Origin of the sequence: Pontibacter liquoris (genome assembly GCF_022758235.1) — a bacterium.
Lineage (GTDB): Bacteria > Bacteroidota > Bacteroidia > Cytophagales > Hymenobacteraceae > Pontibacter > Pontibacter liquoris.
This window is the reverse complement of record NZ_JALEBG010000003.1, coordinates 278,828-303,998: the sequence shown is the minus strand read 5'-3', so window position 1 is coordinate 303,998 and position 25,171 is coordinate 278,828. Positions and strand designations below refer to the sequence as shown.

The window sequence follows — 25,171 nt, the reverse complement described above, 5'->3', positions numbered from 1 at the left end:
TTATTCCCGCATATACTTCATTCGGAACTCATGACCCGGAACTCAGAACTCCTTTAGTAGGCTTCTTTCTCGTTGGGGAAATCGCGGTTCTTGACGTCCTTTACATAGTTATGTACCGCGTCTGTCATGATGGTGTGCAGGTCGGCGTAGCGGCGCAGGAAGCGGGGCTTAAACTCTTTGTTGATGCCCAGCATGTCGTGCACCACCAGTACCTGGCCATCCACGTGCGGACCAGCGCCAATACCAATGATCGGGATCTCCAGCGACTCGGCCACGCGTTTGGCCAGCGAAGCCGGGATCTTCTCCAGTACAATGGCAAAGCAGCCCAGTTCCTGCAGCAAACGGGCATCTTCCAGCAGCTTCTGTGCTTCGGCTTCTTCCTTGGCACGTACCGTGTAGGTGCCGAATTTATAAATGGACTGCGGAGTAAGCCCCAGGTGCCCCATTACAGGCACGCCGGCGCTTAAGATGCGCGTTACGGATTCTTTGATCTCGGCGCCACCTTCCAGCTTTACCCCATGGGCACCCGACTCTTTCATGATGCGGATGGCCGAGCGGAGCGCTTCGGAGGAGTTGCCCTGGTAAGAACCAAACGGCATATCCACCACCACAAAAGCGCGCTTCACAGCACGAACAACCGAGGAGGCATGATAGATCATCTGGTCCAGGGTGATGGGCAGCGTGGTTTCGTGGCCGGCCATTACGTTGGAGGCAGAGTCTCCTACCAGCAGCACGTCCACATCGGCGGCATCCAAGATGGCAGCCATCGAGAAATCGTAGGCGGTGAGCATCGAGATCTTCTCGCCGCGTTCCTTCATGTTCTGCAGCTGGTGCGTGGTAATGATTTTTACGTCAGACTTATGAACAGACATAGCTTTCCTGTTTTAAGTTGTAAAGCTATGAAATCTAAAAACAAAAACAGCCACAATTTGTGGCTGCTCTTGTTTACCGGTTCCAACCGGATCTGTTTTTGGTCAGGCGCAGGTCGCGGAGTAAGGCCGACCGGGCGTTGATGGTGAAGTTATAACCCCGCTGGAAGCCAAACGGTGTCCAGCCGATGCTCATCTCCCAGCAGTGCAGGTCGCGGTTGATGTTGACGTTGGTAAACGAGATCATCTGGTTGGTAAAGTCATACCCGGTGGTATAGCTGATCTTCCACTTCTCCGACAAACTCAGGGAGCCGTTCAGGCCCAGGGTTTGCGTAACATTATTCGGGTTGGCCTGGCCGCGTGCATTGGCCCCTAATCCTTTGCTGTAGTTAATAGTATAGTCCACGCTGAGCGTCCACGGAATTTTAAAGTCTATGTACTCCGGCACCAGCGGGTCAATGTCGGGCTGCAGCACCGGCAGGTTGGTAGGCGCTGTGCGGGTTCTGCTGCTGCGGTCGTTGGGGTTCAGGTTCGCGCTCACGCCAAACTGGGCATTGGTCAGCGTGGCCAGCTTAAGTTTGGAGAGATCGAAGGCGTACTCGTCTATGCGGCGGTTCAGGCTGTCGCGCTTGTAAGGGTCAAAAGTAGCGCTGGCCCGCACGTTAAAGGTTTTGAACAGCGTGGTGTTCATGTTGGCGTTGATATTGCTGAGCCGGAAGGCATCGGCTGCCATGTTGTAACTCCCGCTGATGCCCAGGTTATCGATCAGGCTGACCTTTTCAAACTTGCCGGCAGCGGAGTCGCCCCGGGCCTTCACCTTCATTTCCAGGTTCTGCTGGATCGAGAAGTTCAGGTTGCTTTGCAGCCCCCGGCCCGGCAAAGCCGTGGAGTAGCGGCCCAGGGTATTATAGATAGGCAGGTTGGTAGTGGTATCCACGCCGGTCTGGAAGTTCTGGTAAAAGCCAAAGCTCTGCGCACCAAAATCCGGGCGGTACGAGTAGCCTATACTTGGCGTGATCTTGTGGCGGATGGCCTGAATCCGCTTTCCATTTAAAACATAGGTGCCATATACCTGGGTGGTAAGCGAAGCGCCGGCGCTGTAGTTATACACCCTGCCGAAGCGGGCCGTATCGATGCGCACTTTCTGCGAGTCGGGGTCAAAGCTGTAGGTATACTTCTGGTCGAGCCAGGTTTCCTGGTAACTCATACTTGGCGTAAAGTTCAGGAAGCGTAGTACTTTATAGTTGCCCAAACTGAACGAGAAGTTGTGCACGGCACTGCGGCGCCCGTTCTTCCAGAGTTGGCCCAGGTTGTTGAGGTTAACGGCAATGGTATCGGTATTGGTCGTTTCGCCAATGGCGTCAATGCCCGATATCTGGCGGGCGCCAATAATGTTGTCGATCGAATTCTGGAACCGCACGCCATAGCCGAGCTGAAATTTTTCGTACCACTTGCCTACCGGCGGCTTGTTGGTGAGCAGCTCTGAGATACTTGTCTGCGTCATGCTCAGGTTAATGTCTGGCAACACAAAATTCATCGTGCCCGAGGTATTCTGCCCCTGGCTTAGGGTGATGCCGTAGCTGAAAGGCGAGTTCTGGATATTTTTCTGATACGAGATGGTGGAGTTGAGCGTGGCGGCCAGGTAGTTGGCGGCACTGTTGTAGCGCGCGCTTTTTTCCATGCTGCTGCGGGCGTTTACACTGGCCGAAAACCGGCCCTGCCCGGGCTTAGGCACCGGCGAGTGCGACCATTGGATGCCAAAGGAACGGTCATGTTCGGGCACATACCGGGAAAGATCGTCTGTAGAGCGCGACTGAGCGACATCGGCCTCGTCAGTTTTAAAGTATGAATACTGGAAATTGACATTGCCGCGATACTTGTAGCGGTTGTTGTACGTGGTAGCCATACTTACATCGTAGCTGCCCAGCGAGTAAATGCTGCCCGTCAGGCTGGTGCCCACGTAGTCGTTCCAGGCAAAGTAATAGCCGCCATCCTGCAAATAAAAACCCCGCAGACCCGACTCGCCGAAGCTGGGCACAATAACACCCGAAGAGCGCCCCGCCCGGGGAGTGGGGAACAGGCCGAACAAAAAGCCCAGCGGCGTCGGAATGCCGCTGATCACCAGGTTAAACGGCCCCGACATCACCTTATCGTTGGGGATTGCTTTAATGCGCGTGGCATTGATGTAAAAGTGGGGGTGCTCCAGGTTACAGGTCGTATAGCGGGCATGCAGGCCGTAGATCTGGTCGAGCTCGTTTTTCTTGACAACCTCAGCGTGTATATAGCCTTCGCCCTGCTGCGTAACCACATCGGAGATGCGCCCTTTCTTTGATTTGTAGTTATAGGCAATGCGCTTGGCGGCATACGTTTCGCTACCGTTTACAAACACCGGCACACCGACCTGCTTTCCGGTAGAGTCGGCCCCGGTGGTAGCGGTCAGGGTATTGGTGTCGTAGTTGATCTCGATGTAGGCAGCTTCCAGAGACATGGTGCCGTAGTTGATCTTGGCATCGCCAAAGAGGTGCACCACCTTGCGCCCTACTTCAAACTGGATAGAATCCCTGGCAGAGTATTTGATGGTGGTCTCAATGTCGCCTTTTGGCTTTGAAAGTGTGAGTGAATCTTGCCCTGTCGTTAGGGTATCCTGCTGCGGAACCGGCGTACGTGGCACGGTCTGCGCTTTTACAGTAAGCGCAGAAAGCAGGCTGAACTGCAGGAGCAGTAAAAAAATCAAAATGTGGCGCAACTTCTTCAGACTTCCCTAAAGTTTTATTTAATTTGTACAAAGTTATTGTTTAACTTTTAACTAACGAGCGTTGTGAGAAATATTGTTGCTGTTTCGTTCCTGGCTGTAGTCTTTTTGCTGTGTACCTCAAGTAAATTAACTTTCCGAAAAGAATATACGCTGCGCACGGTAGTGATCGATGCCGGCCATGGCGGCAAAGATGTGGGCTGCAATGGCAAATTCTCGCACGAGGCCGATGTGGCCCTCAAACTGGCCTTGCAGGTAGGCAGCCTGATCGAGCGCAACCTGCCCGACGTGAAAGTGATCTATACCCGCGACGATGATACGTTTGTGGAACTGGTGGACCGGGCCGGCATCGCCAACAAAAACAACGCAGACCTTTTTATCTCCATTCACCTCAATTCGGGCCCTTCTACTGCTTTTGGCACTGAAACCTATACCATGGGTCTGCAGAAATCGGAGGGCAACCTGCTGGTAGCCAAGCGCGAAAACGCCGTAATTCTGCAGGAAGACAACTACAAAGACAAGTATAACGGCTTTGATCCTCACTCGCCGCAGAGCCACATCCTGTTTGCCCTGCAGCAAAGCGCTTACATAGACAACAGCCTGCGTTTTGCCGAAAAAGTGGAGCAGGAGTTTAAACACAAGGTAGGCCGCAGCAGCCGTGGCGTGAAGCAGGCACCATTTCTGGTGCTCTGGAAATCTTACATGCCTAGCGTGCTGATTGAGTGCGGGTTCCTGACCAACGCCGCAGAAGAAAAATATCTTAACGATAAGTCCGGGCAATCGTATATGGCATCAGGTATATATCGTGCTTTCAAAGCTTATAAACAGGAGCTGGAGGCCATGAACTAATCCACCAAGCCAAACCCTTACGTGAAGATATCCAAAGAAATTAAAGTTGCCCTGCTCGGTATTGTATCCCTCGTACTCCTGTACTTTGGTTTCATGTTTCTGAAAGGGTCCGATCTGTTCTCTAATCAAAGGCGCTACTACGTTGTGTATGATAACGTTGATGGCCTCACCGTTTCCAATCCTGTTATCCTGAATGGCATCCAGGTTGGGTCTGTGCAGAATATGACGCTGCTAACGGATGCCGGCAACAAGATCAGGGTAGATATCGAGATATTGAAAGACCTGCAGGTGGGTGACTCCACCATTGCCGCGCTGTCGAGTTCCGACCTGCTGGGAGGCAAAGCCGTTACGTTACACCTTGGCAACAGCACCAAAAAATATAACGGCGGGGAAGAGCTGATCGCTTTTAAGCAAAGTAGCATCACCGATATGATCACCACCAAAACGGTGCCCATCATCGACAAGGTAGACACCACGCTGGCGCGCGTAAACCGGCTGCTCGAAAGCGAAGCCAAGGGGAATGTGCAGGCCATTCTGGCCAATACCAAAGAAACCACCGATGCCGTAAACGCCATTCTGCGGGCTAACCAGCAAAATATCAGCGCCATTGCCTCCAACCTCAACGATTTAACTTCTTCGCTGAAACAAACCCAGCGTTACATCGACCGGATTGCCCTGAACATGGCCGAGATCACCGATACGCTGAAGCAGGCTGAAGTAACCAAGCTGGTGAAGAATGCCAACCTGGCTGTGGCGGAGATGCAGACCACCGTGGCCAAGCTTAACTCCGACCAGGGTTCTATTGGCAAGCTGATGAACGACCGCGAGCTTTATAACAACATGAACAAGTCCACAGAAGCCTTAAACCTGCTGCTGCGCGACATTCAGGCATACCCCAAACGCTATGTGCACTTCTCGCTACTGGGCCGCAAAGACAAGTATAAAATAGATCCGACGGGTCGTGTGATTACCCTGGACGAGGTGAAGGAGCTGCAGGAAGAACATCCCACCGAGTTTAACAGCCCTGCACCCGACACCGTATATGTGCCGGTCGGCACTGCTGTGAAGCCGTTGCAGGCTGCGCCCGCTACTACCCGAACTGATTCGGTAAAGTCACAAAAATAAGCCGGAATGTAAACATATGCCGTTGTGAGATCCGCTGCTTTACAGGGCGGATTTTTCATTGTACCGCAGTACCCTACTTCGAAGGAAGCGGATAAAGATATGACCCGTTTTATCCTGTTCATGATGAAGTATAAATCAATATAAAAAATCTGGTATCTACTATCCTGATACTTGTGTCCCTTTTATTTACTATACCCGCATGGATATCGAATTCAATAAAAACGAAGACGCCCTGAAGCAGCTGACCTTTCAGCTGAAGAACAAACTGAACAAAGTATACCTAGGTGGCGGCGAGAAGCGCATCCGAAAAGAACACGACAAAGGCAAGCTGACCGCCCGCGAGCGCATTGCCTACCTGCTCGACGAAGGAGCCGAATTTCTGGAGATTGCCGCCTTTGCGGGCGAAGGCATGTACCAGGATGTGGGCGGCTGCCCTGGCGGCGGTGTGGTAACAGGCATTGGCTACATAAAAGGGCGCCAGTGCGTGGTAGTAGCCAACGATGCCACGGTAAAAGCCGGTGCTTGGTTCCCGATCACGGCCAAGAAGAACCTGCGTGCCCAGGAGATCGCGATAGAAAACAAACTGCCCATTGTATACCTGGTCGACAGTGCGGGCGTGTTTCTGCCGATGCAGAACGAAATTTTCCCCGACAAAGAGCACTTTGGCCGGATGTTCCGCAACAACGCTGTAATGAGCGCCATGGGCATTGTGCAGATTGCCGCCATCATGGGCAGCTGTGTGGCCGGCGGCGCTTACCTGCCCATTATGAGCGACGAGGCGCTGATTGTGGAAGGCACCGGCTCGGTGTTCCTGGCGGGTTCGTACCTGGTGAAATCCGCCATCGGCGAAAGTATAGACAACGAGACCTTAGGCGGTGCCACCACGCACTCCGAGATTTCGGGCGTAACCGACTATAAGTGCAAAAACGACCAGGAGGCACTGGACCATATCCGCAACATCTTTGATAAGATGGGCGACAACCCCAAAGCCGGTTTTAACCGCGCGCAGCCCGTGGCACCTGCCAAAGACGAACGGGAAATTTACGGCCTGCTGCCTGCCGACCGCGTAAAACCATACGACATGATGGACATTATCCTGCGCTTGGTGGACAACTCGGAGTTTGAACTTTACAAAGAGCTTTACGGGCAGACGCTGATCTGCGGCCTGGCCCGTATCGATGGCTGGTCGGTGGGCATTGTGGCCAACCAGCGCAAGATCGTGAAGAGCAAGAAAGGCGAGATGCAGATGGGCGGCGTGATCTATTCCGACTCGGCCGACAAAGCGGCGCGCTTTATCATGAATTGCAACCAGAAAAAGATTCCACTTGTGTTTCTGCAGGATGTGTCCGGTTTTATGGTAGGCAGCAAGTCCGAGCATGGCGGCATTATTAAAGATGGAGCCAAAATGGTCAGTGCCATGGCCAACTCGGTGGTACCAAAATTTACCATCCTGATCGGCAACAGCTATGGCGCCGGCAACTATGCCATGTGTGGCAAAGCCTACGACCCGCGGCTGATCTATGCCTGGCCTACCGCGCAGCTGGCCGTGATGAGCGGCGCTGCGGCGGCCAACACCCTGCTGCAGATCCAGGTTTCGGCGCTCAAGGCCAAAGGCGAGGAAATTACACCCGAAGCCGAACAGGAGCTCCTCAGCCGCATTACGGACAAGTATAACGAGGAGCTCTCGCCCTACTATGCGGCGGCCCGCCTTTGGGTAGACGGTATTATTGACCCGCTGGAAACCCGCAAGGTGATCTCGATGGGCATTGAGGCCGCCAACCATGCGCCCATCGAAAAACCATACAATGTGGGCGTGATCCAGACGTGAGAAGGTTAAATTAAAAATTATGAATTAGAAATTAGAAATGCGGGTATAATTAAGAACAGACTTGTAAGAAACCCTGCTTTCTAATTTCTAATTTTGAATTTCTAATTAAATAAAGCGTGAACAAGACAGAAATAAAGGCGCTCATCTCTTTGCTGGATGATGGGGATTACGAGGTAGCGTCGCATGTGGAGCAGAAGATAGTATCGCTCGGAGAAGGCATTATTCCTTTTCTGGAAGAGGAGTGGGAGGAAACCCTGAATCCAGACCTTCAGAAAAAGATCGAGGACCTGATTCATAACCTGCAGTTCGACGGGCTGACGCGCCGCCTGCAGGAGTGGCAGCAGGAAGGCGGCCAGGATTTGCTCAAAGGCATGTGGCTGGTAAACTCCTACCTGTACCCTGACGTGGAGTATAGCGCCATAACGCAGGCCGTAGACCAGTTATACTTTGATGCCTGGACACACATGAAATCCGAAATGCATCCCTACGACCAGGTAAAGTCGCTGAACAACGTGCTGTTCCGGGAAAAGCGTTTCTCGGCCAACACCAAGAATTTCCACTCGCCGGCCAACTCCATGCTGCACCTGGTGCTGGAAACCAAGCGCGGCAACCCGCTCACGCTTTGCGTGATCTACATGATCATTGCCAAGCGCCTGGACATGCCCGTATACGGCGTAAACCTGCCCAACCTGTTTATACTTACCTATAAGCTGGATGGCATCCAGTTTTACATCAACGTGTACAACAAAGGCCTCATCCTCTCCAAAGCCGACATCGACAACTATATTCTGCAGCTCAACCTCAACCCGATCGATATTTTTTACGAGCCCTGCTCTAACCTGGATATCATCAAGCGGGCCTTGCGCAACCTGGCTTTTGCCTTCGAGAAAATGGATGACCTGGACAAAGCCACCGAGGTAACCAAACTGCTGGCCGCCATCACCGACGAACCGGGAGTATAGGAAGTATAATACAAGCTTTGGCACTTCCTGGCGCAAGCGTCCGCTTGTGCTGATAAGTTAGTCCTGGCACTTATACTTAGAAAGGGATAAGGTGCTGTGCGAAACTGTCCCCTTGAGGGGACTACAGGGGTGTTTACACCTGCGAAAACTCATTTGTTGCCGCGGTTTTGTAACCCGTGTCCTAAGTATATTGTCAGATTCATAATTCGACGAGGGCAGAGGTTTAAACGATAGCCAGTCACAAGCGGACGCTTGCGCCAGGAGAGCGTTCAAAAAGAAAAAGCAATTGCAGCCAAAACAAGTATAAACAGCAAAGCCGCCCCGGTTGCCGGGGCGGCTTTGCTGTTTATACTTGTTATACTTAGTATTTCTTGATCAGGCAGCCTGTCGGGCGTTTACCCAGTGTGGTGACGGTTTTGTTAGCCAGCACCTCGTCAAGTACCCGTTTGAGGTAAAATTCCTTCACGCCGCTTTCCAGCTGTGGATTATCGTCTATGGCACCTTTATACTTTAGTACAAAGCCACCATCACTGTTTTGCAGCACAAAGGCTTCCGGGGTTTTGGTGGCGCCAAACTGCCCGCTAACTTTCTGTCCTTCATCGGCTAAGTACGGGAAGCTGTAGTTCTTAGCAGCCATGTCGGCCAGCGTTTCGCTGCCGTCGCCGCTGCCCACGCTCGGGTTGATAAACACAAACTGCACGCCTTTGCTGCCATATGCGTTGGCCAGGCTTACCAGGCGTTTCTCATAAAGCTTGGCGTAAGGGCAGTTGTTGTTGGTAAAGACAAGCACCACAGTTTGGTTAGAGCCAAAATCGCTGAGCGAAGTTGCTTTGCTGCTGCCGTCTTTCAGCGAAAAGTCAGCCACTTTCTCACCTAACTGGTACCCGCCTGCCTGTGCAAAAGCACTGACCGTAATAAGCAGGGTGGCGGCAAAAGCGGCGAAACGTTTCATATAAGTATGGTTTGTTGTGGAATGTTAGGTGTGTTGTCGATGCAATAGGTCAGTACGTGGTTTTGGAGTGTTTCGTAGGAAACCTGGTATAATTTAGAAAAATTTTCGGTTTGTACCCAACCATGCAACATATTCTTCTGTGCAGCAGGGCCAATCAGCAGATTGTCTTTCAAAATAAGCTTTTTACGGCTGTATAATTTGTACAAAGTTTCTTTGGCACTCCAGTACAGGCAGGTCTGTTGCTCATCGCCCAGGGTATATTGCCTCTCTGCTTCAGACAAAAATTTATCAGCTACCCGCAATGCTTTCGGGCTGATAAGTTCAATATCTGTGCCAACCTCATACTTATCGGAAAGTATAACGGCAGCCAGGTGCGGCGAGTGGGTAATTGATACATGCAGGCCCTTTTGCGCAAAGTAGGGCTTGCCCAACTCGTTGCGTTGCAGGGTAAGGGGCTCGGAGGTGAAATGCTGCAAAAGTTGGTAGGCCAGCGCACGGCTCGCCAGCCATTCCCGTTGCCGCCGTGGGTGCGCCTGCCCGCTTAACTGGCTGGCATCGGCATGAGGTGGCAGCAATTGCCGTAATTCTTCCAAAGGCTCCGTCAGTTGCCAGATGCCCAGCAGCGTGTGCGGATTCAATTGTCGGGTAAGCAGCAGGGACATAGGCAATAAAGCAGGAGCGCAGCGGTTTAGGTAAGTATAGGACCAGGATTAGCCGTAATTATCGTAAATTTAGCTAAAATTTAGAACAAGCCTCATGCCGCCATGGCCAGCAACCTACAAGTACAGAAACTAGCTACCCTTACCGGCCACCGCGACTGCGTGTATACGCTGGCGCAGGCCGGGGCAGAAAATATATTTTACTCGGCCGGCGGCGACGGCATGGTGGCCGCCTGGGACTTGAACAACCCGGAGCATGGCGAACTAGTGGCGCGGGTCAGCGCTTCGGTTTACGCGCTCTGCTATGTGCCGGAGCGCAACCTGTTGCTCATAGGCCAAAACCAGGAAGGACTGCAGGTCGTGGACCTGACAAGCAAACAGGTTCTCAAATCGGTGGCGCTGCCCAAGGTGGCTATTTTTGATATCGTTTATACTTCGGAGCAGGATAAAGTGTATGTGGCCCTGGGCAATGGCGGTATCTGTGTGCTCGACGGGCAGACGTTTGAGTTGCAGACCATTGTGCGCAAAACAGACCAGAGTGCCCGCAGTCTGGCCTATAACCCGGTAACCGGTGAGCTGGCCGCCGGCTTCAGCGATAACACGGTGCGCGTGTTTGATGCGGCAAGTATGGACGTGAAGCATACCCTGGAAGCACATACCAATTCGGTGTTCACGGTAGCCTACTCGCCCGATAGTACGCTGTTGCTCACGGCTGGCCGCGATGCCCACCTGTGGGTATGGAACGTGGCGGAAAAGTATAGCGCGCGCGGCTACCAGATCGCGCACATGTATACCATCAACCACATCAGTTACAGCCCCGATGGCCGCTATTTTGCTACCTGCAGCATGGACAAATCCATCAAGGTATGGGATGCGGCTACCTTTAAGTTGCTGAAAGTGATCGACAAAGTACGCCATGCCGGACATGGCACTTCTGTGAATAAATTATTTTGGTCGGCTCACCAGAATCAGTTAGTTTCGTGTAGCGACGACCGCACCATTTCGGTTTGGGACATTATAAAGGTTAGTTTATGAAGATTACACCATTAGAGATCAGGCAAAAAACGTTTGAGAAAGCATTCAGGGGATTAGACAAAGAGGAGGTAAATGCGTTTTTGCTCACCCTCTCGCAACAGTGGGAAAAGCTGCTGGACGAGAACAAGGATCTGCGCATGAAACTGGATGCCTCGCATCGCGAAACGCAGAAATTGCGCGAGGTGGAGTCGTCGCTTTATAAAACCCTGAAAACCGCCGAAGACACCGGGAACAGCATTATGGAGCAGGCCACCAAATCGGCCGAGCTGCAGGCCCGCGAAGCGGAATTAAAGGCAAACGAACTGCTGAACCAGGCCCGCAACCAGGCCCGGCAGGTGCTGGAGGATGCCCGCAAAGAGTCGGAAAAAATGGTGAGCGAGATGCAGCAGGAAGTACGCGCCCTGGAGCAGGATCACCAGCGCCTGGAGGGCTACCTCGATACCCTGGTGCGCGACCTGAAGAACCTGGCAAACGAGGCCCTGGAGAAGGCCGAAAGAACGAAGGCAAAACCAAAAACAGGTGTAGCCAGTATTGTTTCAAGAGCGGCGGGTGTAACCGTAGAGAACCCCGAGCTGTTAAAAACCTTGAAAGATATGAGCGCACCACAAGAAAGCAAACCATACGAGTTACCCGTTTCCACGGCTGCCAATGCGCCGGTGGTGCTGCGGGATACGAGCGCCTTTACCCCCGGCGACCCGGGCATAGGCCAGCCGCACCCCGAAGTACCCAGCCCGGCAGAGCCTTCGGTGCCGAACATTCCAGCTCCTGAAATTGAGCAGCCGCAACCTGATTACCCCGGCCGCGTGCCGGCGCCTGATATCGAGAAGCCCATTCCGGACATCCAGCCTGTAACTCCGGACAAGCCGGAAATTGAACGGCCTTTAACCGAGCCTTCGCGCAACTACGCCAATGGGGCTACTGTTAAGCAGGGTTCCGGTTCTTTCTTCGACGAGATCGGCTAAGGTACGATGGGGCAGATCGCACTGGAAGGCATGGAGTTCTTTGCTTTCCATGGGTACTACGACGAAGAGCAGAAGATCGGCAACAAGTATGGCATCGACCTGCACATTGACACGGACCTGCGCCATGCCGCCGCCTCCGACGACCTGCACCAGACCGTAAACTACGAAGTGTTGTATGCGTTGGTGCTGGAAGAAATGAAGCTGCCCGCCCGCCTGCTCGAGCACCTGGGCCACCGAATTATCGATAAAGTATATGAGCGGTTTCCGTTTGTGCAGTCGGTAAAGGTGAGCGTGTATAAGTATAACCCGCCGCTCGGAGGCATCTGCAAGTGGGCCAAGGTTACGCTGGAAGAAGCAAGGTAAAAGATTTCTTATTGATTATTGAGCAGCTGGTTCTGAAAAGGATCAGCTGTTTTTGTTTTATACTCTACGCTATACTTCAAATGGCTATCCTTGCTAATTGCCGTTCGGTCCTGTTGTATACTTGCTATACTCCTTAGCCTCTGATTGATTCTCAGTTTTATACTTGCCTTGTTTCATCTTATACTTTGGAGCGCTCCAAGCCCGCGGGGGCTCGTCCTTTGGCATCGCGCTGCTTTCGTTTCCTGCCTAACGGCTGCCGCTCCCGCGGCACCGGAAACTCTCGAGGCGCTCAACCCAAGGACTGGGATCTATTCGATAGCTTCTGTCCTTTACTATGCAACTTGAACCAAGTCCCCCTTTGAAGGGGGTAGGGGGATGTTCTCACCTAAACTATGATGCTTATACTTGTCCCTGGTAAAACAGCCCTCTTTCCTATTCTGTCATCCTGAAAGGATCTTGTCAGCAAGCTGATGAAGCCAGAACAACAGTGCTTATACTTTACCCGCAGCAACAACAGGCTCCCCTCTTTAAATAAGGAGGAACAGGGCAGATGAACCCGGTACTCCGAAAGCACCTGCACAATAGAAAACCCTAAAACTTATCCCAACTTCAGCAATTCCGTTGCAGCGGCGAAAGCCGATTTTTCCCCATCTTTTACAGCCTGGGCCATGGCCGGCAGCTGTGCCTGGACCTGCGGGCGGGCGTAAAAATTATCTTCCAGGCTCTGCCGGATCGCTTCATACAGCCATTGCAGGTTCTGGTGGCGGCGCTTCTGCTCAAAGTAGCCGTTTGCCCGGGTAAGTTGCAGGTACTCCGTTATGTTTTGCCAAATCGTGTCCAGGCCTGTTAGCTGCAGGGCTGAGCAGGTGCTTACTTTAGGTATCCAGCCCGAGGCGGTGGGCGGATACAGGTGCAGCGCATTCTGGTACTCTACCCGGGCAGCTTTTGCTTTCAACACATTGTGCTCGTCCGCTTTGGTGATGGCGATGGCATCGGCCATTTCCATGATGCCGCGTTTAATGCCCTGCAGTTCGTCGCCGGCGCCGGCCAGCATCAGCAGCAGGAAAAAATCGACCATGGCATGCACGGCCGTTTCGGATTGGCCCACCCCAACTGTTTCCACTATAATGGCATCAAAGCCGGCCGCTTCGCAAAGGATAATGGTTTCGCGGGTGCTGCGGGTAACGCCGCCCAGCGATTTGCCGGCCGGAGAGGGGCGAATAAAGGCCTGCGGGTTAACTGAGAGCGATTCCATGCGGGTCTTATCACCGAGTATACTGCCGCCGGTGCGCTGGCTGGTCGGGTCAATGGCCAGCACCGCCAGCTTTTTGCCCTGCTCCCGGATCAGGTAACTGCCAAATGCTTCAATAAAGGTGCTTTTTCCTACGCCTGGCACGCCCGTAATGCCAATGCGCACCGCGTTGCCGGCATGCGGCAGCACCTGGTTTATGACCTGTTGCGCCAGTTCCTGGTCGGCAGGCAGCCTGCTTTCTACCAGCGTTATGGCCCGGCTGAGCGTAACACGGTCTCCGGCCAGGATGCCTTGCACATAAACTTCAGGAGATAATCGTTTGGCCAAAATCGGGGCTTTTAGTGGAACAGGTACGCCTGCAAAGGTAAAGTTTCTACGCTATCCCACCTATAAAGGCGAAGGCAGGACTTTTAAGTATATTATTTTTACTATAAAAGTATACTCTAATATAGCTGGTCTCATCAAAAAAACAGAAATTGCACTAAAATATACGCGGAGCAATTGCCTGATGGTTAGAGCGATGTGCCTGATAGCCGCTGGCAACCCGCACACAAGCCAGGTAACAACCTTTTACGACAATTTTAGCTTTATGAAAAAGACGTTTCTGTTAGCGGCCGCCTTGCTGGTTGCGCAGGCAAGCGCATGGGCACAAACCGAATTCAGCAGCTTCTCGGCTGTGGGTCGCGGTGGCGTTATGAACACCTTTGTGCACGATTACCAGGCCTTGGGCGTAAACCCGGCAAACCTGGGCCGCAGCACCTCGCTAGTGGCCTTCACCGTACTGGAGGGTGGCATCGGGGCAAGTACACAGGCTCTTACCAAAGATACGTTCCGCAAGTTTACGGCGCTTTCAGGGTATGAGGACCTGACCTTAGAAGACCGCCGCAACATGGCTCGTGCGTTTACCAGCGACAACGTGCTGAATGCCGGTGCCGACCTGAATACGTTCGCCATTTCGGTAAACCTGCCCAAGATCGGGGGATTTGCCTTTAGCAACCGGCAGCGGATGCTCACGCATGTGGCATTTAATAAAAATTTTGCCGAGCTGGTTTTCTTAGGAAACGACGCCGAAGTATACGACCAGTTCCAGCCGGACGAGACCGTGTTTGTATCGCAGCTTTTTGAAGGCACGGAAGTAAAGGCCTCGTGGGTGAACGAATGGAATGTGGCCTATGGAAGAAAGATCATCGACCTGCCGCTCTTAAATATTTACGGGGGCGCCGGGTATAAATACCTGCAGGGGCTGGCGCTCTATGAGTTTAGTGCGCACAGCGGCAAGGTAAATGCGTACCGGGCCTCTTCGCCCATCCTGGACTGGGATTATGAGGGTTACCTGGACAATCCCGACTTCAACTACAAAGACCCCGATGGCTTGCTGAGCCCCGTGGGCAAAGGCCATGGCTTTGATGCCGGTTTATCGGCTGAGATCGTGAAGATCGTGAAGGTAGGCGTATCGGTAACGGATATGGGCAAAATGAGCTGGACCCAAAACCTGTTGCAGGGCGAAGACAAAGGATTTAAGCTGCCCAACAACCCGGAACGGGCGCAGGAGTATAGCTTTGAGGATGCTGCTGATGTGATGAAAACCATTGTGGACAGTGCCATTGTGTTTACACCGGTAAACGAGCTCACAACCAGCCTGCCTACTAAACTACGTGCCGGCGTGGGCGTAAAGCTGGGTAAGATAGTAGAAGTAGGCGTAGATTATGTGCACCCATTGAATAATGCGCCGGGCAACATCACCCAGGATTTTGTAGGGCTGGGAGTGGACGTGATGCCGATCCCGTTCATCCGTCTGAGTACCGGCGTTTCTTCCGGCGCCGGTGATAAAGTAAACCTGCCCATTGGCTTTGCTATTGTAACACCAGTGTACGAGTTTGGCATCAGCACCCGCGATATCACGGCACCTTTCACCAGATCCAACCCGGGCATTACCACCGCGATGGGCTTTCTGCGCTTTAAGATAGGCAAGCCGCACATTCTGTAGCAGCCCTGTTTACGAAGATATGATTAAAAGCAGCGCGCCAGCCTTGTTAGGGGCTGGCGCGCTGCTTTTATGTTTCTGAGCTTATCGGCTGGTTGTTCTAAAGCTGGTGCCGGACCGGATGCCCTGCGCAAAGTTAGGAAGGCCGAGGTCGCTTTTGCGCCCGGCAAGCCGGAAACCGTTATCCGTATACTTGCTGGCAGTGCCTTTCTGATTAGGGTGCTCGATCACGCCCAGGAAATAATTGTCTTTGCGGGCCACATAGATCTTGCCGTCCGGGCCAAGTAACAGTGCTCCCAGCGTAGGGCTGCCTGAGGTGGCCACCACCACCGCCGATTTTGCGATGGCATCGGCATTGCTGGCCCGCAGGTCGAACTGCACGATCTGGCCTTTGCCCATTTTGCCGTTGTTAGTGGTGCCGTACAGTTTGCTGCCATCCGGCGAGAAAGCCACGCCATACGCCTCGGTATAGCCTTTGAGCAACACCGGGTTGCTTACTTCACCGGTAGTCCGGTTAAAATCCAGCACTTCAAAGTTGCTCTTGTCGTTCCAGAGGGCGGCTGCCAGGCGGTTGCCATCGGGCGAGGGTACCAGGTAGCCAATTGCCTTCTGGTTTGGCCCGCCATGCACAGTGCCCACATTGCTCAGCACCGGCTCTACACTCACTCCCTCTCCCGATAAAAGAAAAGCCATGTAGGCATTGCTGTTCCAGCGGTGAGCCAGCACCCACCAGTCGCGGCCATTGCTGTGGCGCACGGCGGTTAGCTTTTCGGTAGTAGGAGCCACCATAAACATGTTCCGGGAGATCACATCCCCGTTACCGCCATCCTTGCGCATGTCCACAATGCTGTAGCGCAACCCATTCGACTGGGCCTGGATATCGGTCGTGAAAATGTAGTACGTACTGTCGGAGCCGGGCTTGGGAAGTATAAGCGCCGATTGCGTGGACGACTTGCCACCCATCAGCCCATTGCCGTTGGGCATAACACGGTGGTTACGGTTCCAGACGGTAATGCCATTGGTGTAAAGGACCAGGTTGCCGTTTTTGTCGGATAGGGTGGCGCTGCCTTCTTCGGTGGTCAGGCGGCCGTTGGTAAGTGCTACAGCGGTATCGCCTTTAAATGTGATGCCTGCATTCTTGCCGAAATACCAGTTGGCGGTTTCGCCTTGTGCAAAAGCTGCAAAGCTGCCCAGGCAAAGTATAACGACTGTAGCGATGTAATGAATCCTGCTCATAGTTGCTCTTTCTTCTTAAACGAAGGAGTTGCAAACCTAGTGCCAGATTTGCGCAGGAAAATAGCCGGTAAGGTGCTGCACTCATGCCTGCTATATCCGGGTTATTCCGGCCGGGATGCTTTTACTGGGGCAAGCTGTACCCATGGTTGCCTGCTACTGCGGCACCTCGGCCTGTTGTGGCTGTGTTTTCTGCAGGTCCGGGTATAGTGAAAGGAGTTTGAGCAGCACGCCGTTGGTCCAGCCAAAGCCATCCTGGTTAGGATATTCGCCCCCGCCACCTTCCAGGTGCAGGGTCGCTACGTTATACTTCTCTACCAGCTTGCCCGTCTGCCGGTAAACGGCTATGTTCTGGCCTGCCCAGTTTTGGGCGATCGTGCGGGCAAGGTCGTTATACTTGTAATTGCGAAGTGCCTGTACGCTCATCCACTGCAGCGGCGCCCAGCCATTGGGAGCATCCCACTGCTGGCCGGTCTGGTTCAGGGTAGCGGGCAGACCACCGGGCTTCAGAAAGTCGGTTTCCAGTTTATGCGCTACAGCGGCGGCCTGTTTCTTTTTGGCTATGCAGAAGAAGAGCGGGTACACCGCAGCCAGCGAGGGCACCTGCGTGGTGGTGCCTTTTACAAAATCATAGTCGTAGAAAAAGCCGTCCCCGGCATGCCAGGTATAGGCAAGCAGCGCTTTGCGACGGGCTTTTGCTTTCTGCTTAAACGTATGGGCTGCCGCTTTATCGCCTTTTAGTTTCGCCATTTGGGCCAGGGTCATCTCCATGTGGTAGAGCAGCGCGTTCAGGTCCACGGGAATGATGTCGGTGGTGTGGATGGTAGCCAGGTTCTTCCCGTCGGCAAACCAGCGGCTGCTAAAATCCCAACCAGATTCTGCCGCTGCCCGGAGGTGCCGGTATACTTCCGCCGGCTCCCGGCCAGACTGGCGGGCCGTTGCCACATCCTCCTTGTAAGCCTCTGGCCGTGGCGTGGGGCTATCGTCCCAATAGCGGTTCAGGATACTGCCGTCGGGCAGGCGCACCACGCGGCGGTGGGCCGGATTGGTGGCGGAGAGTTGCGCGGCGCCGTCCATCCAGAAAGCATACTCCTTCTGCAAAGCCGGCGCATACTTTAGCAGCACCGCTTCGCCCTTCTGCTGGGCCAGTACCCGCAGCATGAGCGCGTAAAAAGGCGGCTGCGAGCGGCTGAGGTAATAGGTGCGGTTGCCGTTCGGAATATGGCCTGCGGTATTGATCAGGTAGGTGAAATTATCCACCATGTGCTGGATCAGTTCTGTCTGGCCGCTCTGCTGCAGCCCCAGCATGGTGAAATAACTGTCCCAGTAATAGATCTCGCGGAAGCGACCGCCTGGCACCACGTAAGCATCGGGCAAGGGGATCAGCGAGCCTGCCTCGCCGCCCGGCCGGCGCGTGAGCACGGGCCACAACGCTTTAATATGCTCTGTTACCGACTGGGTAGTATCGGTAGTGAAGTTGGTGCCCGGCTGCGGGGGCAACTGAAAGTGGGCCAGTACAAACGTGGTCAGGTCGAAACCGGGCGTGTTTCGCTCCTGCCGGTAGGCCCGCACGATATCAGCGGCCGGCGAGAGAGGGATGCAGTCCGGAAAGGTTTTTGAATCGGGAAATACAGCTTGCAGCTGCACCTGCTCAAAGAGCTCGGCCAGGTCTTTTTCGGGCTGGTATAATTGCTGCGCCTGCAGGGGAGGGGCAGCAAAGGTAAAGGGTAGCAGGAACAGAAGACAAAACGTTAAGTGGCGAAGCGATGTGGGAACCGGTAGCTGCTGCATCTGAACAAGAGGTTAATATTGTTAGAGCATACGCAAGCTGCCGGCAAAATGATGATCAGCCTATTGGAAAGGATGCTTGCGGAAGGCAACCTGGCCCATGGCATCTTTCTCGTAGCTCGCCAGTGTGCCGGCCCTATACTGCGGATCAAAATTCTCCTGGCCGGCAAAAACCTGCTGCGGTGCCGGTTTGCCCTGCAGGAAGAAGTATACTTTGGTGTTGCCATACTTGGTATGCGGCATGTAATCGCCGTACTTCCGCATCTCGTCCCAAAGAGTATCCGCCACCGTAACCGCATACACCCGCACGATTGGACCGGTATTGTTCTCATTGCGGTACATAGCCACTTCCTTAAAATTGCCTTTAAGGTCACTTACTCCCGGCTGTGAAAAGGAGTCGTAGATGAAATAGAGGATAAGCACTGCAGCGGCAGCGGCTAACAAGTATTTTATAGATTTAGAAGACATGGCGGGGTAATTTATACCAGGCAAAGGTAGCCAAAGTATAGATGGATTAAAACGCTGCTGCCCTGGCGTACCAAAGAGGGGCTTGCTGCCTGATAACGCCTGGCTATATGACGGCAGTATTATCGGGTAACATTTAATAGTAAGATTTTCTAGTACATTCTGGCGCCAGGACAAAGTCTCCGCGCTCGCCCAAACATAAAGCCGTAGCTGAACTGAATCAACTACGGCTTTATACTTCACTCTTTAACTTTCTAACTTTCTAACTTTCTAACTTTTTAACTCTCCTAACTCTTAACCATACTTATCAGCTTCTCCAGGATATGCTGGGCAGCGACCGAGATAATGGTGCCGGGGCCGAAAATGCCTTCAGCTCCTGCTTTGTAGAGGAAGTCGTAATCCTGCGCCGGGATCACCCCGCCTACGATTACCAGGATGTCTTCTCGGCCAAGCTTGCGGAGCTCGTCGATAAGCTGCGGCACCAGCGTTTTATGGCCGGCTGCCAGCGAAGAAACGCCTACCACGTGTACGTCGTTTTCGGCAGCCTGCATGGCTACTTCGGCGGGTGTCTGGAACAGCGGACCGATGTCCACATCAAAGCCCAGGTCGGCAAAGGAGGTGGCGATCACTTTGGAGCCACGGTCATGGCCATCCTGGCCCATTTTAGCAACCATGATTCGCGGCCGACGGCCTTCTAAGGTCTCGAACTCATCGGCCAGGGCTTTGGCACGTTCAAAGTTTTCGTCATCGGAGAGCTCGGCAGAATATATGCCTGAAATAGATCGGATCACAGCTTTATGTCTTCCATAAATTTTTTCCAAAGCATCTGAAATCTCGCCCAAGGTGGCACGGCGGCGGGCCGCTTCCACGGCCAGTTCCAGCAAGTTGCCTACGCCCGATTCGGCGGCATTGGTCAGGGCCTGCAGTGCGTTCAGTACACTGCCTTCGTTGCGCGAGGCTTTTATACTTGCCAGGCGCTGTAACTGCGATTCCCGTACGGCGGTGTTATCGATGTCCAGTATGTCGATTTCCTGGATCTGGCTGGGTTTATACTTGTTTACGCCTACAATCACATCGCGGCCAGCGTCGATGCGAGCCTGCTTACGGGCAGCAGCCTCCTCGATGCGCATTTTTGGCAGCCCGGTTTCGATAGCTTTGGCCATGCCGCCTAGTTCCTCTACTTCCTGTATCAGTTCCCAGGCTTTGTGGGCTAGCTCGTGCGTAAGCGTTTCCACATAGTATGAGCCGCCCCAGGGGTCCACTACTTTGGTAATGTTGGTTTCCTGCTGCAGGTAGATCTGCGTGTTACGGGCAATGCGGGCTGAGAAATCAGTTGGGAGCGCCATGGCTTCGTCCAAGGCGTTGGTGTGCAGGCTTTGGGTACCGCCCAGCACCGCGGCCATGGCTTCCACGCAGGTGCGGGCCACGTTGTTAAACGGGTCCTGTTCGGTCAGGCTCCAGCCGGAGGTCTGGCAGTGCGTGCGCAGCGCCAGCGATTTCGGGTTCTTTGGGTTGAACTGCTGCAGGAGCTTAGCCCACAGCATGCGGGCAGCCCGCAGTTTGGCGATCTCCATGAAATGGTTCATGCCGATGGCCCAGAAAAACGACAGCCGTGGGGCAAAATCATCGATGTCCATCCCTGCCTGCAGGCCGGTGCGCACATACTCCCGGCCATCGGCCAGGGTATAAGCCAGTTCCAAGTCGGCAGTGGCCCCGGCTTCCTGCATGTGGTAGCCCGAAATGGAAATGGAATTGAAGCGCGGCATGTTCCGGGAAGTATAGGCAAAGATATCGGCAATGATCTTCATACTTGGCTCCGGCGGGTAGATGTAGGTGTTGCGCACCATAAACTCCTTCAGGATGTCGTTCTGGATCGTACCGCTCAGTTGCTCCGGTTTCACGCCCTGCTCTTCGGCCGCTACTATGTAAAAGGCCATGATGGGCAGCACCGCACCATTCATCGTCATGGAAACCGACATCTGGTCCAGCGGAATCTGGTCGAAAAGGATCTTCATGTCCTCTACCGAGTCGATGGCTACGCCGGCTTTGCCCACGTCGCCCACTACGCGCGGGTGGTCGGAGTCGTAGCCGCGGTGCGTGGCCAGGTCAAATGCCACGGAAAGGCCTTTTTGCCCACCGGCCAGGTTGCGGCGGTAGAAGGCATTACTTTCCTCAGCTGTGGAGAAACCGGCATACTGGCGGATGGTCCAGGGCTTTTGCACATACATGGTGCTGTATGGCCCACGCAGGTAAGGCGGCAGGCCTGCAGCAAAATCCAGGTGCTCAAATTGCTGCACATCCTCCTGGGTATAAAAGCGCTTTACCTTTATCTGCTCCGGGGTTTTCCAGGTCTTTGGCTCCAGCGGGTCTTTGGGCCCGTGCGTAGCCGCGGCTACTTTATTTATGACTATTTTCGAAAAATCAGGCTTCATAGCGTAATTATGAATGAGTGCATGAGCGATTGAGTGAATAAAAATTCCGCTACAGATCTTCTCATCTTTCTTTATCTTTTATAATGTACGGACATATCCGTTTAAGAAACCAGATCAAACCGCTGCTCTGTTAACGGTTTGCCAAATGCCGTGGAAGGTTTTTCTTCCGTCAATCTAAAACCGTAGCGTTTGTACAAGGCAATGGCACCTTCCTGCTCATGGGTGGTCCAGAGGAAGGAGGACGTATAGCCTTTCTCCTGGTAGAACGCCATGCACAGCTCCATCAGCTTTTTGCCTAATCCTATCCCGCGGTACTCCGGCTCCAGTAAGAAGAACCGCAGTTGGGCCGTATTTTCGGGCCGGTGAATCAGGCAGATGCTTCCTACAATCCTGCCCTTGTGCTCTGCCAGCCATATCCTGTCTTTGTCGGGATCGTAGTGGCTGTAGAACTCGTAAAGGCCGTAGGCAACATAGCTCTCGAACTCCACCCCATAATTGCACTCGTTACTGTAAATGGCACCATGGCGGTACGTGATATAGCCAAGGTCACCGGGTCTCAGTTCGGTTCTGAAAGTAAGGTCACTCAGTTGCATGTCTTAATTTTGAATGAGTGATTGCGTGAATGAGTGAATGGTTTTTTGTCACTTCATTCAACCTCAAAATCATATCTTTTTATAGTTCAGAATGAGTAAATAGGTGAGGTTAAATCGAGTTATTATTCACTCATTCACTCATTCGAAATTCAGTCATTGATCTAACTCGCGTGCTCACAGGTAATCACCCAGCGGCCGGCAGGCTTTTTCCAAAGCTGCGACGAAACACCGCCCATCAGGCGTTTGCCGCGCAGCAAAATTTTCCAGCGGATAACAAAGAAAACGACCTCAGGTGTTATCTGTTCAATATGCAGCGGTTCGTAGCTGTACTGGCCCATGTGGCTGCTGTCAGTAAAGTCCTGGCGGAACATGTCCAGCACTTCCTGGTAGCCTTTTTCGAGGCCGGTTTTGTTTATCCAGAGGATGTCGGGCGAGTTCCAGTAAAAAGCCATGGCCGCTTCCAGGTCACCGGCGTTCCAGGCAGCAATCTGCCCCTCCAAGGCTTGGATCACTTCCTTTTCGCTTGTTTCTTTCGGTTCGGGAAAGGAGGCCGTTGTTGTCAATGCAGTCATAGGAAGCAGGGTTAAGGTGAAACCTACCGGGCACTTTCGTCGCTGTCGCCGTGCAGCTTTTTATGGACTATCTGCGTTATTGCCGACATGTCGCAGCCTTCGAAGATAAACTCCTCATACCCGTTGGCTAGCATTTCTTCTTTCATGTGTTCGGGGTTAGCTGCAAGTATAACGGTCGGCTTTGCATGATGATTGCGCAGCCGTGGGCCAAATTCCCGCACAAAAGCGGCCTCTGCCGACGACACGATCAGCACTTCTGCTGCCGTCTGTTCCATTTTCCGGGAGGCTTCCTCCACCGAGGCATAGTGCGCTACTTCCGTCTCGAAACCGGCGCAGGCAAAGAACTCCTGGGCAAACACAGCATTTACGTGCCGTTGCTCCGCCTGGCCGATAACGGCCACGAGGGCTTTGGGGCGGCGCTGGCGCTTGCGCAGGTGCAGCTCGGTGGCCATACGCATCACCTCGGTTGGGTAAGCAGCGCGGGTAACGTCGAAATCAGCACGCTGGATCAGCTCCTCCGGGTCAAAGTCGATTTTCTCTTTGGGATTCGGGTATTTGTTGGTGCCTACCAGCACGTCGCGGCCGGTGGCAATGTTGCGGAACTTGCGGCGGCTCACCTCGGTAATGGCGCCAAGTATAAACCCCTGCTGGTAAGCAGTTTCGAAGCCGCCTTTAATTTCCACTTCTTTAAACAGCGCCCAGGCCCGCTGCGCCAGCTGGTCTGTGAGCCACTCGAGGTAGTAAGCGCCGGCGGCCGGATCAATGGCTTTATCGAGGTATACTTCCTCTTTCAGGATGATGGACACGTTGCGGGCAATTCGCTCGGAGAACTCATCGGGTTTGTTAAAGGTATTGTCGAAAGGCACCACGGTCAGCGAGTCGCAGCCGGCAATTACAGCAGCCATGGCTTCGGTGGTGGTGCGCAGCATGTTCATGTACGGGTCCAGGGTGGTCTGGTACCAACTGGAGGAAACGCTGTGAATGCGCAGGAAAGCGGCCATCTCGGGCGATGCCTGGTAAGCCTCCAGCACCGCTGCCCACAACAGGCGCAGGGCACGCAGTTTGGCGATCTCGAAAAAGTAATTGGTGCCCGAAGCCATGTAAAACTGCATGTTGCGCAGCACCGATTCGAGCGGCTCGCCGGCATCGGTTAGCCTGTCAATGTACGCCACGGCAGCGCTCAAAGTATAGGCGATCTCCTGCGTAATAGAAGCGCCCATGCTGCTGAAGTTGGTGCCGTTTACGGTAACGCCATAAAATGCGGGGCTGTCTTTGGTCTGGTCCAGCACCTGCAGGAGGTTTTGGCTTTCCTCGTGCGTTAGCTGGCCGTTTTCTGTAAGGCGATCATATAGTATAAAACCCTGCAGGTTGCGGTGCGAAATCTGTTTTGCTTCCAGGGCCTGGTATAGCCTTGTTATAAACGCATCCGGCTGCTCTTTTAAAGTATAACTGACCGGGTGTTTGCTCAAATCGATCATTTCGGTGAGGTACGCCACATCGAAAAGTTGCGGCTGCTCCACTACAAAGTGCACGCCATCGGCACCGCGTAGCAGCGCATCGGTTGCTTTATCGATGGCAGCCGTTCCGGTGTTCTCGGCCTGCACCTGCGAAATGTTCTGCCAATTGTTGCTGCTGGTCGTGCGCCCGCGCATAAACGGAAAGTCGCCGGGTTTCTGCGCTGCCAGGTTCAGGTGCTGGATATCTTCCCTAGTAAAGTATGGCTTCACGGCAATGCCCTCGTAGGTTTGCCAGGTCAGGCTCTCCAAAGGCGTTTCGCGCAGGTCTTTGCGTGCCCGCTGCTCCCAGTCGGCCGCTGTGGTGGGGGAAAAGGCTGAAAATAGCTTCTGCTCGTCCGTCATGATGCTTCAGGTCAAATTTCTGGTAAAGATAAAAGATTATAGTTTACGGCCTACGCGCGCTGCAGCCGGATAATGATGCTAAAAGCCCTGTTTAATCGAGGTCGGCAATCCAACTCCGGTAAAACCAGTAACCCAGCAACAGCCAGATGATGAGAATGACGCCCGCCATCAGGTAGTTTGGCTTATGCTGCCGCAGCTGCTCTTTGGCTTTTGCCCGGTATTCGGTTAGCACCTCCGGTGGAATGAGTTTAATGCACAGCCAGATGCCCAGTGGCAGCAACAGCAGGTCGTCGAGGTAGCCGATAACGGGTATAAAGTCGGGCACCAGGTCGATGGGGCTAAAGGCATAGGCCACTGTAATGACCAGCACCACTTTGGCGCCGAACGGGATCCGAGGATCGTTGGCGGCCAGGTACAAGGTATAAATATCCTCTTTGAGTTTGCGGACGGTTTCTTTCCAGCGTTTCAGCATGGGGTATTGTACGGGAGATGGAGAGGAGGGGTGCTGCCGCCAGTGGTTTGCCGGCGATTGCCTGTTAGGCTGGTTTATACTTCTGGCTATACTCAATAGTGGCTTGTTGATATTTCGGTTTATGCTTTTGCTATACTTGGCAGCTGCTGTAGATGCTGCTTTATA

21 protein-coding genes are annotated in these 25,171 nt (G+C 53.4%); 8 read left to right on the top strand and 13 right to left on the bottom strand.

Annotated features, from left to right (window positions below):
• Window positions 1-53: 53 nt before the first annotated feature.
• Window positions 54-872 (bottom strand): 3-methyl-2-oxobutanoate hydroxymethyltransferase, encoded by an 819-nt coding sequence (gene panB / locus LWL52_RS18290; RefSeq protein ID WP_242922947.1) that lies wholly within the window; start codon window positions 870-872, stop codon window positions 54-56.
• Between the two features lie 73 nt (window positions 873-945).
• Window positions 946-3,603 (bottom strand): putative LPS assembly protein LptD, encoded by a 2,658-nt coding sequence (locus tag LWL52_RS18285; protein ID WP_242922939.1) that lies wholly within the window; start codon window positions 3,601-3,603, stop codon window positions 946-948.
• An 84-nt stretch (window positions 3,604-3,687) separates the two neighbouring features.
• On the opposite strand from LWL52_RS18285, the gene LWL52_RS18280 reads away from it, so the two are divergent.
• The 4 genes from LWL52_RS18280 (at window position 3,688) to LWL52_RS18265 (ending at window position 8,385) form a co-directional block, all read left to right on the top strand.
• Window positions 3,688-4,470: an N-acetylmuramoyl-L-alanine amidase family protein gene (locus LWL52_RS18280; protein WP_242922937.1), complete on the top strand. Its 783-nt coding sequence runs from the start codon at window positions 3,688-3,690 to the stop codon at window positions 4,468-4,470.
• A 21-nt stretch (window positions 4,471-4,491) separates the two neighbouring features.
• Complete coding sequence (locus LWL52_RS18275) at window positions 4,492-5,595, top strand: MlaD family protein (RefSeq protein ID WP_242922935.1); 1,104 nt, start codon at window positions 4,492-4,494, stop codon at window positions 5,593-5,595.
• Window positions 5,596-5,794: 199 nt separating this feature from the next.
• Window positions 5,795-7,423, top strand: coding sequence for an acyl-CoA carboxylase subunit beta (locus LWL52_RS18270; RefSeq protein WP_242922926.1), 1,629 nt, complete (start codon window positions 5,795-5,797; stop codon window positions 7,421-7,423).
• Between the two features lie 116 nt (window positions 7,424-7,539).
• The gene (locus LWL52_RS18265) at window positions 7,540-8,385 is read left to right on the top strand and encodes a transglutaminase-like domain-containing protein (RefSeq protein ID WP_242922924.1); all 846 of its coding nucleotides are present in this window, start codon (window positions 7,540-7,542) and stop codon (window positions 8,383-8,385) included.
• 361 nt (window positions 8,386-8,746) lie between these two features.
• On the opposite strand, the gene LWL52_RS18260 is transcribed toward LWL52_RS18265, so the two are convergent.
• Together LWL52_RS18260 and LWL52_RS18255 are read right to left on the bottom strand one after the other, a co-directional pair.
• Window positions 8,747-9,337, bottom strand: a complete 591-nt coding sequence (locus LWL52_RS18260; protein ID WP_242922922.1) for a thioredoxin family protein — start codon at window positions 9,335-9,337, stop codon at window positions 8,747-8,749.
• Window positions 9,334-9,999 (bottom strand): 4'-phosphopantetheinyl transferase family protein, encoded by a 666-nt coding sequence (locus LWL52_RS18255; protein WP_242922920.1) that lies wholly within the window; start codon window positions 9,997-9,999, stop codon window positions 9,334-9,336. The genes LWL52_RS18260 and LWL52_RS18255 overlap by 4 nt, the downstream gene beginning before the upstream one ends.
• Before the next feature lie 102 nt (window positions 10,000-10,101).
• Between LWL52_RS18255 and LWL52_RS18250 the strand changes: the two genes are divergently transcribed.
• From LWL52_RS18250 to folB, 3 genes are read left to right on the top strand one after another with little or no spacing between them, the layout of a single operon-like run.
• The gene (locus LWL52_RS18250) at window positions 10,102-11,031 is read left to right on the top strand and encodes a WD40 repeat domain-containing protein (protein WP_242922918.1); all 930 of its coding nucleotides are present in this window, start codon (window positions 10,102-10,104) and stop codon (window positions 11,029-11,031) included.
• A complete protein-coding gene (locus tag LWL52_RS18245) occupies window positions 11,028-11,993 on the top strand; it encodes a DivIVA domain-containing protein (RefSeq protein ID WP_242922916.1) in 966 nt (321 codons plus the stop codon). The genes LWL52_RS18250 and LWL52_RS18245 overlap by 4 nt, the downstream gene beginning before the upstream one ends.
• A gap of 6 nt (window positions 11,994-11,999) precedes the next feature.
• A complete protein-coding gene (gene folB, locus LWL52_RS18240; RefSeq protein WP_242922914.1) occupies window positions 12,000-12,356 on the top strand; it encodes a dihydroneopterin aldolase in 357 nt (118 codons plus the stop codon).
• Between the two features lie 598 nt (window positions 12,357-12,954).
• Here the strand turns inward: folB and meaB are convergent.
• Window positions 12,955-13,935 carry a methylmalonyl Co-A mutase-associated GTPase MeaB gene (meaB, locus tag LWL52_RS18235; protein ID WP_242922905.1) on the bottom strand — a complete coding sequence of 327 codons (981 nt, stop codon included), beginning with the start codon at window positions 13,933-13,935 and terminating at the stop codon, window positions 12,955-12,957.
• 262 nt (window positions 13,936-14,197) lie between these two features.
• On the opposite strand from meaB, the gene LWL52_RS18230 reads away from it, so the two are divergent.
• Window positions 14,198-15,595, top strand: a complete 1,398-nt coding sequence (locus LWL52_RS18230) for a DUF5723 family protein (RefSeq protein ID WP_242922903.1) — start codon at window positions 14,198-14,200, stop codon at window positions 15,593-15,595.
• An 81-nt stretch (window positions 15,596-15,676) separates the two neighbouring features.
• Here the strand turns inward: LWL52_RS18230 and LWL52_RS18225 are convergent, their stop codons facing one another.
• The 8 genes from LWL52_RS18225 to LWL52_RS18190 all read right to left on the bottom strand — a co-directional run bounded on the left by LWL52_RS18225 (window position 15,677) and on the right by LWL52_RS18190 (window position 25,102).
• Window positions 15,677-16,828 (bottom strand): hypothetical protein, encoded by a 1,152-nt coding sequence (locus LWL52_RS18225; protein ID WP_242922901.1) that lies wholly within the window; start codon window positions 16,826-16,828, stop codon window positions 15,677-15,679.
• A gap of 153 nt (window positions 16,829-16,981) precedes the next feature.
• Window positions 16,982-18,616 carry an alpha,alpha-trehalase TreF gene (treF, locus tag LWL52_RS18220; protein WP_242922899.1) on the bottom strand — a complete coding sequence of 545 codons (1,635 nt, stop codon included), beginning with the start codon at window positions 18,614-18,616 and terminating at the stop codon, window positions 16,982-16,984.
• A gap of 60 nt (window positions 18,617-18,676) precedes the next feature.
• Window positions 18,677-19,081, bottom strand: coding sequence for a hypothetical protein (locus LWL52_RS18215; RefSeq protein ID WP_242922897.1), 405 nt, complete (start codon window positions 19,079-19,081; stop codon window positions 18,677-18,679).
• A gap of 284 nt (window positions 19,082-19,365) precedes the next feature.
• On the bottom strand, window positions 19,366-21,510 hold the full coding sequence (gene scpA / locus LWL52_RS18210) for a methylmalonyl-CoA mutase (protein ID WP_242922895.1): 2,145 nt from the start codon (window positions 21,508-21,510) through the stop codon (window positions 19,366-19,368).
• Window positions 21,511-21,611: 101 nt separating this feature from the next.
• Window positions 21,612-22,103 carry a GNAT family N-acetyltransferase gene (locus tag LWL52_RS18205; RefSeq protein ID WP_242922887.1) on the bottom strand — a complete coding sequence of 164 codons (492 nt, stop codon included), beginning with the start codon at window positions 22,101-22,103 and terminating at the stop codon, window positions 21,612-21,614.
• A 161-nt stretch (window positions 22,104-22,264) separates the two neighbouring features.
• On the bottom strand, window positions 22,265-22,675 hold the full coding sequence (locus tag LWL52_RS18200) for a YybH family protein (RefSeq protein ID WP_242922885.1): 411 nt from the start codon (window positions 22,673-22,675) through the stop codon (window positions 22,265-22,267).
• 23 nt (window positions 22,676-22,698) lie between these two features.
• Window positions 22,699-24,534: a methylmalonyl-CoA mutase family protein gene (locus LWL52_RS18195; RefSeq protein WP_242922883.1), complete on the bottom strand. Its 1,836-nt coding sequence runs from the start codon at window positions 24,532-24,534 to the stop codon at window positions 22,699-22,701.
• A gap of 91 nt (window positions 24,535-24,625) precedes the next feature.
• A complete protein-coding gene (locus LWL52_RS18190) occupies window positions 24,626-25,102 on the bottom strand; it encodes a YkvA family protein (protein ID WP_242922881.1) in 477 nt (158 codons plus the stop codon).
• Between the last annotated feature and the right edge of the window lie 69 nt (window positions 25,103-25,171).

Coding starts and splice junctions, on each gene's coding strand:
- LWL52_RS18230 (WP_242922903.1), top strand. CDS start 14,198: ATGAAAAAGACGTTTCTGTTAGCGGCCGCCTTGCTGGTTGCGCAGGCA.
- scpA (WP_242922895.1), bottom strand. CDS start 21,510: ATGAAGCCTGATTTTTCGAAAATAGTCATAAATAAAGTAGCCGCGGCT.
- LWL52_RS18200 (WP_242922885.1), bottom strand. CDS start 22,675: ATGACTGCATTGACAACAACGGCCTCCTTTCCCGAACCGAAAGAAACA.
- LWL52_RS18205 (WP_242922887.1), bottom strand. CDS start 22,103: ATGCAACTGAGTGACCTTACTTTCAGAACCGAACTGAGACCCGGTGAC.
- LWL52_RS18260 (WP_242922922.1), bottom strand. CDS start 9,337: ATGAAACGTTTCGCCGCTTTTGCCGCCACCCTGCTTATTACGGTCAGT.
- LWL52_RS18255 (WP_242922920.1), bottom strand. CDS start 9,999: ATGTCCCTGCTGCTTACCCGACAATTGAATCCGCACACGCTGCTGGGC.
- panB (WP_242922947.1), bottom strand. CDS start 872: ATGTCTGTTCATAAGTCTGACGTAAAAATCATTACCACGCACCAGCTG.
- LWL52_RS18270 (WP_242922926.1), top strand. CDS start 5,795: ATGGATATCGAATTCAATAAAAACGAAGACGCCCTGAAGCAGCTGACC.
- treF (WP_242922899.1), bottom strand. CDS start 18,616: ATGCAGCAGCTACCGGTTCCCACATCGCTTCGCCACTTAACGTTTTGT.
- LWL52_RS18195 (WP_242922883.1), bottom strand. CDS start 24,534: ATGACGGACGAGCAGAAGCTATTTTCAGCCTTTTCCCCCACCACAGCG.
- LWL52_RS18215 (WP_242922897.1), bottom strand. CDS start 19,081: ATGTCTTCTAAATCTATAAAATACTTGTTAGCCGCTGCCGCTGCAGTG.
- LWL52_RS18245 (WP_242922916.1), top strand. CDS start 11,028: ATGAAGATTACACCATTAGAGATCAGGCAAAAAACGTTTGAGAAAGCA.
- LWL52_RS18225 (WP_242922901.1), bottom strand. CDS start 16,828: ATGAGCAGGATTCATTACATCGCTACAGTCGTTATACTTTGCCTGGGC.
- folB (WP_242922914.1), top strand. CDS start 12,000: ATGGGGCAGATCGCACTGGAAGGCATGGAGTTCTTTGCTTTCCATGGG.
- LWL52_RS18250 (WP_242922918.1), top strand. CDS start 10,102: ATGGCCAGCAACCTACAAGTACAGAAACTAGCTACCCTTACCGGCCAC.